This is a genomic window from Nonomuraea sp. NPDC003201 (genome assembly GCF_053590415.1).
Window position 1 is genome coordinate 20270 of the sequence record NZ_JBSFTC010000125.1, and the last position, 10189, is coordinate 30458.

Annotated in this window: 13 protein-coding genes; 11 read left to right on the forward strand and 2 right to left on the reverse strand. The window is 69.3% G+C overall.

The genetic code is table 11. The annotated features are described in order from the left end of the window. Positions 1-96: 96 nt before the first annotated feature. From map to truA, 11 genes are all read left to right on the forward strand, one after another. Positions 97-906, forward strand: coding sequence for a type I methionyl aminopeptidase (gene map, locus ACWDX9_RS33955; RefSeq protein ID WP_449961161.1), 810 nt, complete (start codon positions 97-99; stop codon positions 904-906). An 18-nt stretch (positions 907-924) separates the two neighbouring features. After that, complete coding sequence (locus ACWDX9_RS33960; RefSeq protein ID WP_449961164.1) at positions 925-1365, forward strand: DUF1707 SHOCT-like domain-containing protein; 441 nt, start codon at positions 925-927, stop codon at positions 1363-1365. A 103-nt stretch (positions 1366-1468) separates the two neighbouring features. Next, positions 1469-1870 (forward strand): hypothetical protein, encoded by a 402-nt coding sequence (locus tag ACWDX9_RS33965; protein WP_449961167.1) that lies wholly within the window; start codon positions 1469-1471, stop codon positions 1868-1870. Between the two features lie 292 nt (positions 1871-2162). Then, positions 2163-2384: a translation initiation factor IF-1 gene (gene infA / locus ACWDX9_RS33970; protein WP_012887858.1), complete on the forward strand. Its 222-nt coding sequence runs from the start codon at positions 2163-2165 to the stop codon at positions 2382-2384. A 25-nt stretch (positions 2385-2409) separates the two neighbouring features. Continuing rightward, positions 2410-2523 (forward strand): 50S ribosomal protein L36, encoded by a 114-nt coding sequence (gene rpmJ, locus ACWDX9_RS33975; protein ID WP_003956441.1) that lies wholly within the window; start codon positions 2410-2412, stop codon positions 2521-2523. Between the two features lie 223 nt (positions 2524-2746). Then, positions 2747-3127: a 30S ribosomal protein S13 gene (gene rpsM / locus ACWDX9_RS33980; protein WP_125644650.1), complete on the forward strand. Its 381-nt coding sequence runs from the start codon at positions 2747-2749 to the stop codon at positions 3125-3127. Positions 3128-3169: 42 nt separating this feature from the next. Continuing rightward, on the forward strand, positions 3170-3574 hold the full coding sequence (gene rpsK, locus ACWDX9_RS33985) for a 30S ribosomal protein S11 (RefSeq protein WP_020542285.1): 405 nt from the start codon (positions 3170-3172) through the stop codon (positions 3572-3574). Positions 3575-3597: 23 nt separating this feature from the next. Next, positions 3598-4224: a 30S ribosomal protein S4 gene (rpsD, locus tag ACWDX9_RS33990; protein WP_185070645.1), complete on the forward strand. Its 627-nt coding sequence runs from the start codon at positions 3598-3600 to the stop codon at positions 4222-4224. Positions 4225-4319: 95 nt separating this feature from the next. Beyond that, positions 4320-5336, forward strand: a complete 1017-nt coding sequence (locus ACWDX9_RS33995; protein ID WP_103960866.1) for a DNA-directed RNA polymerase subunit alpha — start codon at positions 4320-4322, stop codon at positions 5334-5336. 131 nt (positions 5337-5467) lie between these two features. Next, entirely contained in the window at positions 5468-6019 is a 552-nt protein-coding gene (rplQ, locus tag ACWDX9_RS34000) for a 50S ribosomal protein L17 (RefSeq protein ID WP_449961170.1), read from the forward strand. A 74-nt stretch (positions 6020-6093) separates the two neighbouring features. Continuing rightward, positions 6094-6990: a tRNA pseudouridine(38-40) synthase TruA gene (gene truA / locus ACWDX9_RS34005; RefSeq protein WP_449961173.1), complete on the forward strand. Its 897-nt coding sequence runs from the start codon at positions 6094-6096 to the stop codon at positions 6988-6990. Here truA and ACWDX9_RS34010 read toward each other — a convergent pair. Both ACWDX9_RS34010 and ACWDX9_RS34015 read right to left on the reverse strand, forming a co-directional pair. Further along, positions 6955-8925, reverse strand: a complete 1971-nt coding sequence (locus tag ACWDX9_RS34010) for a hypothetical protein (protein WP_449961175.1) — start codon at positions 8923-8925, stop codon at positions 6955-6957. The two genes, truA and ACWDX9_RS34010, sit on opposite strands and share 36 nt — an antisense overlap. A 104-nt stretch (positions 8926-9029) precedes the next feature. Continuing rightward, on the reverse strand, positions 9030-10189 hold a 1160-nt coding region (locus ACWDX9_RS34015; protein WP_449961178.1), incomplete at its 5' end, for a hypothetical protein.

Here is a 10189-nt window from a genome sequence, read left to right on the forward strand (position 1 = left end):
TTGCGGAGGTGGCACGGGTTTCCGTGCCACCTCGCGGCTATTGTGGGGGGAATTGGGCCCCCATTGTGGCCCGTTGAAGACCCAGGGGGGCAGAAGATGTTCAAAAGGAACAGACACGGCATCCAGATCAAGTCGCCGGAGCAGCTGGAGAAGATGCGGGCGGCGGGCCTGGTGGTCGGGCGCACGCTCGACCTGCTGAGGCGCTCGGTCGAGCCCGGCATGACGCCGCTCGACCTCGACGTCATCGCCGAGAAGGCGATCAGGGACGAGGGCGCGGTCCCGTCGTTCAAGGGCTACCAGGGTTTCCCGGCGACGATCTGCGCGTCGGTGAACGACGAGGTGGTGCACGGCATCCCGACCGACGCGAGGAAGCTGCGCGAGGGCGACGTCATCTCCATCGACTGCGGCGCGATCCTGGACGGCTGGCACGGCGACTCGGCCGTGACGGTCCCGGTCGGCGAGGTGGACCCGAAGCTCACCGAGCTGATGCGGATCACCGAGGAGGCCATGTGGCGCGGCATCGCGGCGCTGCGGGTCGGCCGCCACCTGTCCGACATCGGCTACGAGGTGGAGCGGTACGTCAAGTCGCAGGGCCGCTTCGGCATCCCCCCGGAGTACGGCGGCCACGGCATCGGCACCGAGATGCACATGGACCCGTGGATCGCCAACCACGGCCGGCCCGGCCGGGGCCCGGTGCTGGAAGAGGGCATGTGCCTGGCCATCGAGCCCATGGTGAACCTGGGCACCGAGCGCACCCGCGTGCTGGCCGACGAGTGGACCGTCGTGACGGTCGACGGCAAGCAGTCCGCACACTTCGAGCACAGTGTCGCCGTGACACATAATGGTCCTTGGGTGCTGACCGCTCTGGACGGCGGGCAAGAGCGCCTTACCCAACCGCAGAACTGACCCCCGGGAGTGGGTGGGATGGCGAACAGCCCCGAGATGCGAGCCTCCGACGCCGACCGCGACCGCGTCGCCGCCATCCTCCGCGAGCACACCGCGCAGGGCCGCATCACGATGGACGAGTTCAACGAACGGCTCGAGCAGCTCTACAAGAGCAGGACGTACGGAGAGCTGGCCAAGCTCACGGTCGACCTGCCGGACGTGGACCTGCGCAACCGGCCCGCCACGGTGCCGCAGAGCCCCGCACGGCGCACCGGCATGCATCCGGGCATGCGGGCGGCCTGGGGCGCCTGGGCGACGGCCAGCGGCATCAACTGGGTGATCTGGCTGATCGTGAGCCTTACGTCCGAGCACCTGATCTACCCCTGGCCGCTGTGGGTCATGGGCCCGTGGGGCGTCATCCTGCTGATCAGCACCGTCTTCGGCAACCCGCCGCCCGAAAAACCCAAGAAGCTCAAGTAGGGCTGTGTGCACTAGTGCACTATGTGCATTCGTGCGCAGTACGGATATGTCTGGATTCCTAACGTGAGCTGTGTCGGGAAGCACGACTCACGGAGGAACCGAAATGCGCAAGATCCTTGCGGCCACCGCTCTCGCCGGCTCGATCGCCCTCACCGGGCTCGCCGTCGCCCCCGCCGCCCAGGCGGCCACCGCCACCCAGTCGTCGGTCACGTCGATCAGCAGCTGGGGCAAGTACTACTCCAGCAACCACAAGGCCTTCACCTACGGCAAGACCTGGAAGCAGAACGGCAAGGTCTACACCCACTGGTACGGCAAGGAGTTCACCCCGAAGAAGGGGTACGTGTGGTTCAAGTACTACTCCGGCGGCAGCTGGCACAAGTTCGTCCAGGGCTGGGACGGCTCGTACCAGGCGACCTGGTCGAAGTTCGGCGTCCAGAAGCTGTACACCTACACCTGCTGGGGCGGCCCGTTCAAGTACTGCGGTCCGACGCACCGCATCTACTAGGACCTCACCCACGGGAACAGGGCCCGCCGGGATCTCTCCCTCGGCGGGCCTTCCGCTTTCCCCGGAAGGTCTGAAGGCCGGTGAACGTGGGGTAGACTCATCCGTGGTTGTGTCAGGACACCTGGCACGCGTTTCGCGTTTTAGTCTCAGGTGTCGTACACTCCTTAGTCGGCTCACTATGACTATCACGCGTCGGCGGCCTTTGCCGGTCGCCGCTCTCTTCGAAGCGTGAAGTCGCGGCTGCTTAGTGAACCGGAGCCTCAGACGATCGATCAGTGAAACGCGAGGAATCTTGGCCAAGAAAGACGGCGCCATCGAGATCGAGGGCACTGTGGTCGAGTCGCTCCCGAACGCCATGTTCCGGGTGCAGCTCGACAACGGCCATAAGGTCCTGGCCCATATCAGCGGGCGGATGCGGATGCACTACATCCGGATTCTGCCGGACGACCGGGTAGTCGTTGAACTGAGCCCCTACGACCTGAGTCGTGGGCGGATCGTCTACCGATACAAGTAAGACGTCTGAGGAATCACGAAGGACAATGAAGGTAAAGCCGAGCGTCAAGAAGATCTGCGACAAGTGCAAGGTGATCCGCCGGCACGGTCGCGTCATGGTGATCTGCGACAACCTGCGCCACAAGCAGCGCCAGGGTTAGTCGCCGCAAGGCTCCCCCGAGTCCGCCCCGATTGAGGGAGCGGGCTCGACGCATGAGGAGCCTGAGTCAGTAATCGCGTCTCACACCTGAGCAGGCGGGCCCTTTTCGAAAGGCTCGAACCGCTCCGGAGACCCCCGGTCGGAGGCCGGGGCCCTCACCCCGGGCATTGGGGAGGGGTAGTGCGGCGCAAGACCTCCGCCACAAAGAAGGAGAATGCCCGACCATGGCTCGCCTGGTTGGCGTCGACCTCCCCCGCGAGAAGCGGCTGGAGATCGCTCTCACCTACATCTACGGAATCGGCCGCACCCGCGCCCAGGAGATCCTCCAGGCCACCGGTGTCAGCGGCGACCTCCGTGTGCACCAGCTCTCCGACACCGAGCTCGTCCCGATGCGTGACTACATCGAGGCGAACTTCAAGATCGAGGGTGACCTGCGCCGCGAGGTCCAGGCCGACATTCGTCGCAAGATCGAAATCGGTTGCTACCAGGGCATCCGGCACCGCAAGGGCCTGCCCGTCCACGGCCAGCGCACGCAGACCAACGCGCGCACCCGCAAGGGCAAGAAGAAGACCGTGGCCGGTAAGAAGAAGCCCGGTAAGAAGTAGTCCACAGCCGCGGACCGAAGACCTCAGGAGTAATGGCAAACAATGCCTCCTAAGAGCCGTCAGGGCGCCCCGAAGAAGGTGCGCCGCAAGGAAAAGAAGAACGTCGCTCACGGGCACGCCCACATCAAGAGCACGTTCAACAACACCATCGTCTCGATCACGGACCCCAACGGGAACGTGATCTCCTGGGCCAGCGCCGGCCACGTGGGTTTCAAGGGCTCCCGTAAGTCCACCCCGTTCGCCGCTCAGATGGCCGCGGAAAACGCCGCTCGCCGCGCCATGGAGCACGGCATGCGCAAGGTGGACGTCTTCGTCAAGGGTCCCGGCTCCGGCCGTGAGACCGCGATCCGCTCCCTCCAGGCCACCGGCCTCGAGGTGGGTTCGATCCAGGACGTCACCCCGGTCCCGCACAACGGTTGCCGGCCGCCGAAGCGCCGCCGCGTCTGAACAAGCCCAGGAGATATTGAGAAATGGCTCGTTACACGGGCGCCGACTGCAAGCTCTGCCGTCGCGAGAAGACCAAGCTCTTCCTCAAGGGCAGCAAGTGCGAGTCTGCCAAGTGCCCCATTGAGATCCGTCCTTACCCGCCGGGTGAGCACGGCCGCGGACGTCCCAAGGAGTCCGAGTACCAGCTTCAGCTTCGTGAGAAGCAGAAGACCCGCCGCATCTACGGCGTCCTCGAGAAGCAGTTCCACAACTACTACGAGGAAGCCACCCGCAAGACCGGCAAGACCGGTGAGGCGCTGCTCCAGATCCTGGAGAGCCGTCTCGACAACGTCGTCTACCGCGCCGGGTTCGCCCAGTCGCGTGACGCCGCCCGCCAGCAGGTGCGCCACGGCCACATCCTGGTGAACGGCAAGAAGGTCGACATCCCGTCCTACCGCATCCGCGAGCACGACATCATCGAGGTCCGCGAGAACAAGCGCAACCTTCTGCCCTACGAGGTCGCCCGGGCGACCGCGGGCGAGCGCACCGTTCCCGCGTGGCTCGGCGTCGTGCCCGAGAAGCTCCGCGTCCTGGTTCACCAGCTGCCGGTTCGCCAGCAGATCGACACCCAGGTCCAGGAGCAGCTCATCGTCGAGTACTACTCGAAGTGAGCCTGAGTTGAGGTGCGGATCTCCGCACCTCAACTACGCTGTTTATCGGAGTGGCGTCATATAGCGGGCGCCACACGAAAAAGGGGAGACCCCGCATGCTGATCGCTCAGCGCCCGACTCTTCTCGAAGAGTCGATCGACGACACCCGGTCCCGGTTCGTCATCGAACCGCTGGAGCCGGGCTTCGGTTACACCATCGGCAACTCGCTCCGCCGCACGCTGCTGTCGTCCATTCCGGGCGCGGCCGTGACGAGCATCCGGATCGAGGGCGTCCTGCACGAGTTCTCGACCGTTCCCGGGGTCAAGGAAGACGTCACTGACATCATCCTCAACCTCAAGGAGCTGGTCGTCTCCTCCGAGCACGACGAGCCGGTCGTGATGTACCTGCGCAAGCAGGGCCCGGGTGAGGTCACCGCCGCCGACATCGCGCCGCCGGCCGGTGTCGAGGTGCACAACCCCGAGCTGCGCATCGCCACGCTCAACGGCAAGGCGAAGCTGGAGATGGAGCTGACCGTCGAGCGCGGTCGCGGCTACGTCTCCGCCGCCCAGAACAAGCAGCCGGGCCAGGAGATCGGTCGCATTCCGATCGACTCGATCTACTCCCCGGTGCTCAAGGTCACCTACAAGGTCGAGGCGACCCGAGTCGAGCAGCGCACCGACTTCGACCGTCTCATCCTCGACGTCGAGACCAAGCCGGCCATGAAGCCCCGCGACGCGGTGGCCTCCGCCGGTAAGACCCTCGTCGAGCTCTTCGGCCTGGCCCGCGAGCTCAACGTCGAGGCCGAGGGCATCGACATCGGCCCGTCGCCGACCGACGCCGCCCTGGCCGCCGATCTGGCGCTGCCGATCGAGGAGCTCAACCTCACCGTTCGCTCCTACAACTGCCTCAAGCGCGAGGGCATCCACACCGTGGGTGAGCTCGTCGCGCGCAGCGAGCAGGACCTGCTGGACATCCGCAACTTCGGCGCCAAGTCGATCGAAGAGGTCAAGCAGAAGCTGCACGAGATGTCGCTGGCGCTCAAGGACTCCCCGCCCGGGTTCGACCCGAGCGCGGTGGCCGGCGGCGGCTACGACGACGACGACAGCGCTTACGTCGAGACCGAGCAGTACTGATCCGCTTTTCGAAGGCCCCGCGCGGTGTCATGGCGCGGGGCCACAGCAACGGATCGCATGAGCGACTGCGATCCGGCCCGACTCCGGTACCTGGTACGGCCGGGGCGGGTTAATCCAGGAGGAGAAAGACCATGCCCAAGCCCACCAAGGGTGCACGTCTTGGCGGCAGCCCGGCGCACGAGCGGCTGATCCTGGCCAACCTGGCCACCGATCTGTTCCGCCACGGCAAGATCCGCACGACGGTCGCCAAGGCCAAGCGCCTGCGTCCGCTGGCGGAGCGCCTGATCACCAAGGCGAAGAAGGGCGACATCCACAACCGTCGCCAGGTCCTGACCGTCGTCAAGGACAAGGGCGTCGTACACCACCTCTTCACCGAGATCGCGACGACGTTCGCCGAGCGTCCCGGTGGCTACACCCGGATCACCAAGGTCGGTCCGCGCAAGGGCGACAACGCCCCGATGGCGGTCATCGAGCTGGTGGCCGAGCCGCTGAACGGCGTCACGACCCGCCGCACCGAGGCCGCCGCCGCCGCCGCTGCTCCGGCGCCCGCCGCGGAGGAGACCGAGGCCCCCAAGGCTGAGGCCCCCGAGGCCGCCGCCGAGGAGACCCCCGCCGCGGAGGCTCCCGCCGCCGCGGAGGAGGCCCCGGCCGCCGAGGCTGAGGCGAAGAAGGACGAGGCCTGATCTTTCAGGTCGGACGAGACGGGCCCGGACCCCCTGCGGGGTGCGGGCCCGTTTTCAGTTGAAGGAGGATCATCGTGGTACGGCTCCGCCTCGACCTCGCGTACGACGGGACCGACTTCTCCGGATGGGCCAGGCAGCCGGGACGCCGGACCGTCCAGGGCGAGATCGAGCAGGCGCTCGGCAGGATCCTGCGCCTCGGCGAGCCCGCGATGCTGACCGTGGCCGGCCGCACCGACGCCGGCGTGCACGCGCGCGGCCAGGTGGCCCACGTGGACGTGCCCGACGGGTCTCTGGCCGAGCTCGACGGCAACAGAGGGCCCCTGGACGTCCATGAGCGGCTCGCTGCGCTTGTCAGGCGCCTGGGCGGCGTCCTGCCCCCAGATGTACGCGTTCATCGGGTCTCCGTGGCTCCTGAGGGCTTCGACGCGCGTTTCTCGGCGATGTTCCGGCGGTACGCGTACCGGGTGAGCGACGCGGTGGGCGGCGTCGACCCGCTGCGGCGGCGCGAGGTGGTCTGGCACAACCGGTCGCTGGACGCCGGAGCGCTCAACGCGGCGGCGGCGCGGCTGCTCGGGGAGCACGACTTCGCGGCGTTCTGCAAGAAGCGCGAGGGCGCCACCACGATCAGGGAGCTGCAGCGGCTGGACTGGGCCCGCGAGCCCGACGGGGTGCTGGTGGCGACCGTCGTGGCGGACGCGTTCTGCCACTCGATGGTGCGGGCGCTGGTCGGGTCGCTGCTGGCGGCCGGGGACGGCAGCCGGCCGGTGGAGTGGCCCGGCCAGGTGCTGGCGCGGGCCGTACGGGACTCGGGGGTGCACGTCGCGCCCGCGCACGGGCTGTGCCTGGAGGAGGTGGGCTACCCGGCGGAGCCGGAGCTCGCCGCGCGGGCTCGGGCCACGCGGCGAGTGCGCACCACCGCCCTCCAGCGGACGCCGTCAGCCCTTGGTGGCGCGGCGCTCGAGGACGAGTGAGGTCTGGTCCCGGAACGCCCCGCTGACCTTGGGCAGCGTCTTCTCCTTGGACTCGGGGGTGTGGCCGTCGGCGTAGGTGGCGTAGCTGAAGATGATGTAGCGGCCCCACACCAGCCCGGCCGCGTAGCCGCCGGCGATGTTCACGCGCTCGCCGCCCGAGCCGTCGGCGCCGGGGAGCGGGCGGAACCAGACGTTGCGTGAGAGGTTCTTGGACTGGTCGGCGATGATGGCCGCGTCCTTGTCGGGCAGGACCGCTATGCCCGTGGTGACCGCGTAGCGGTGCTTGCTGTCGACGTAGGTGGCCCTGAGCACGCGGCTGCACTTCTGCTCTTTGAGCGCGTCCGCGAAGTCCCCTGTGGCGGCCTTGTCGCAGCTCGTCTCGATGGCCGCCTTGACCCTGGTGAACGTGGTGCCCGCCGCGCTGACCTTCTTCTTCGGGAACGCCTCCGAGAGCGACAGCTTCTGCGGGTCGGTCTGCTCGGAGTTGAGGATGGACGTGCCGTCGGGGGCGTCGGAGGGCGCCGCGGCGGCGGGCGTCCCGGTGCTGGGCTCGCTTGACGCGGTGGGCCGGGTGGCGGCCGTGGTCGGCGTGGGGGAGGTGACCGCCTGGTAGGCGAAGAATCCGCCGGTCGCGACCCCGGCCAGGGCCAGCGCGCCCAGCGTGACGAGCAGGGCCCGCTTGCTCTTGCCGGGTGGGGCCGGCGGCGGGGGCGGGGTCTGGAATGGTGGCTGTTTGAACGCTCCAGGCGGGAACGCCGGGCTGCCGCCCTGGGGCCGGCTGAGCGGGGCGGCGGGCTTCTGTCCCCAGGTGTCCCTGGGGAACGGGAGATCGGGCAGCTTGGCCTCGGATGGTGGGTTGGGGGGCCAGACGGGCACGTCGCCGGGCTCGGGCGGGTGGGCCGGCAGGTTGGCCGGATCGGACAGGGAGAGCGGCGGGGCGCCGTGTTCGGTGGGGTTCGGGGTGAAGGAGGAAAGCACCGGTTCGGCGAGGTCCTCCTCCGGCGAGGCGATCGGGGCCGGCAGGAAGCCGTCGGGAGGGGTGTCCTGGTCGGCGATGGACGGGAGCTGGGCCCTGCCCTCCGCCTGCTGGGCGGCCTCCCTGCGGGCCGCGTCGGGGTCGAAGTAGTGGGCCGGGCGGGTGAGCCCCTCCGGTTGGGTGGCGTTGGGGTCGTAGCCCGGCTCGTCGTTGTCGGGCTCGGCCACCAGCTCGCCCGTGGCGGCGGGCCAGGGCGGCTTGGCGTTCGGGTCGCTGGGCGGCGCGGGCCACACCGGCATGCCCGCGGCGGCGGCGGTGAACGCCGGTGGCGGCTCCCACGACGGTCCGCCGGGCGCGGCCTGCTCTGCGGGCCAGGCGCCGGGCTCCGGGTCGTCCCAGGGGCGGATGGCCCGCACCTGTTCGGCTCGTATCTGCTCGCCCAGCGTGGGGCGCGACCGGCCGATGAGCGTCTGGTCGGGGTCCTCCGCCTCGGCGACCGGGTGCGGCGGCCGCAGGCCGCCCGGGCGGGTGGGCTCGGACTCGTCGTCGTACCAGTCGTACGGCGCGGCGTCGTCGCCCGCCACCTCCCACGGCTGGACGCCGGGCGGCTCGTCGTTGTCGGGCGACGCGGGTCGCGTCCCGGAGTCGGGCGACTCGGGCGGCGGCCCCCCGAAGGCGGGAACGGCGGGTCGCGTCCCGGAGTCGGGCGGCTCATACGGCGCTCCCCGGAAGGCGGGAACGGCGTCCGCCGCCTCGCCCGGTGGGGCGGGCGGCGCGTCGCCGTCAGGGCTGTGCGCCGCGTCGTCGGAGGAGCCGCGCAGTTCCTCGTCGGCGGGGGCGAACGCCGGTGGTACGTCTCGCCCGCTGGTCTGGCCGAAGCTCGGCGGTGGCGTCGCTGGTGCGGCCGATCCGTCGGCTTCCCTGCGATCGTGCTCAGACCCGGGTTCCTGGCCACGCATAGGGCGAGCCTAGCGAGAGTAGCGAGATCGTTATGTCGGTATGAGCGTTCCCAGCGGGATCCGGCATCCCGTTTGGGGGCTTATCGAATAAGAAGCCGTTTTCGCTAAAGGGGGCTTCCGGTGAGCGTGCGGTTGTCCAGAGCCTTGAAGACCGTCGCCTTGGTGATGTCGTTGATGGCGCCGAAGATCTGCTTGGAGCCCTTCTTGTCCGGCTTCGTGCCGTCCTTGTTCTGGAACCAGACCATGATCGCGTAGTGGCCGTGCGTCCAGATCCTGGCGCCGCCCGCGCCCGAGCCGAGCTGCTTGGTGACACTGTCCTTGCCCGCGAGCGGCTTCACGTAGTTGGCCGTGCTGCCGGCCTTGGCCACCTTGGACGCCAGTTTGCTGGTCTTGAGGTTGGCCACGCCGACCGTGCCGATGATCTTGCCGGCCTTGTCGCGGAAGCTGGCGCGTACGAGCTGGTTGCACTTGGCGTCCTTGAGCGCCTTCTTCAAGGCGTCGCCCAGGGCGCCGTCAGCGCACTTCTTGTCCTTGCTGGTGACGGTCATCTCGTACGACCGGCCCGCGACCGTGATCTTCTTCGTCTTGCCGAAGATCTCCTTGACCGTGATCGGCTCGGGGTCCGTGGACCGTTCGGCCGCGAAGCCGTACTTGCCGGGCGGGGCCGACGGGAGCGGCGGCGCGGTCATGCGAGGGGTCGTGGTCTGGGCCGTGACGGGCTTGTCGGCGTTCCACATCATCGCGAGGCCGCCGCCGAGCAGGCCGAGCACCGCTATGCCGCCGAGGGCGAACCACAGCGGGGCGCGCGAGCGCGGGCCCTCGTCGTACGGGCTCCAGCCGACCCTGCTCTGCGGTGCCCGGTCGCCGTCCTGCGGCGCGCTGTCGGACTTGCTCTCCTGCTCGGCGTCGTCGGCGGCGCGTTGCTTGCGGGAGCGGCGGGAGCGGCGCGGGGTGTCGTCGCCGTCGCCGGAGGAGTCCGGGCCGTCAGGGCCACCGGGTCCACCAGGGCCTTCCGGTCCGCCCGGGCCGCCGAAGAAGCCGGGGCCGCCGGGTCCACCAGGGCCAGGACCGCCAGGACCACCGGGGCCGCCAGGGCCAGGACCGCCGGGACCGGGGCCACTGGGACCACCGGGACCGGGACCAGGGCCGCCGGGACCAGGACCGCCGGGGCCGCCAGGACCAGGACCGGGGCCACCGGGGCCGGGGCCACCGGGGCCGGGGCCACCGGGGCCGGGGCCACCGGGGCCGGGGCCGTTGGGGGGGC

Bases quoted from the DNA above. Each gene is read 5' to 3' on its own strand.
- map (WP_449961161.1), top strand. From the start codon at position 97: ATGTTCAAAAGGAACAGACACGGCATCCAGATCAAGTCGCCGGAGCAG.
- ACWDX9_RS33960 (WP_449961164.1), top strand. From the start codon at position 925: ATGGCGAACAGCCCCGAGATGCGAGCCTCCGACGCCGACCGCGACCGC.
- ACWDX9_RS33965 (WP_449961167.1), top strand. From the start codon at position 1,469: ATGCGCAAGATCCTTGCGGCCACCGCTCTCGCCGGCTCGATCGCCCTC.
- rpmJ (WP_003956441.1), top strand. From the start codon at position 2,410: ATGAAGGTAAAGCCGAGCGTCAAGAAGATCTGCGACAAGTGCAAGGTG.
- rpsM (WP_125644650.1), top strand. From the start codon at position 2,747: ATGGCTCGCCTGGTTGGCGTCGACCTCCCCCGCGAGAAGCGGCTGGAG.
- rpsK (WP_020542285.1), top strand. From the start codon at position 3,170: ATGCCTCCTAAGAGCCGTCAGGGCGCCCCGAAGAAGGTGCGCCGCAAG.
- rpsD (WP_185070645.1), top strand. From the start codon at position 3,598: ATGGCTCGTTACACGGGCGCCGACTGCAAGCTCTGCCGTCGCGAGAAG.
- ACWDX9_RS33995 (WP_103960866.1), top strand. From the start codon at position 4,320: ATGCTGATCGCTCAGCGCCCGACTCTTCTCGAAGAGTCGATCGACGAC.
- rplQ (WP_449961170.1), top strand. From the start codon at position 5,468: ATGCCCAAGCCCACCAAGGGTGCACGTCTTGGCGGCAGCCCGGCGCAC.
- ACWDX9_RS34010 (WP_449961175.1), bottom strand. From the start codon at position 8,925: ATGCGTGGCCAGGAACCCGGGTCTGAGCACGATCGCAGGGAAGCCGAC.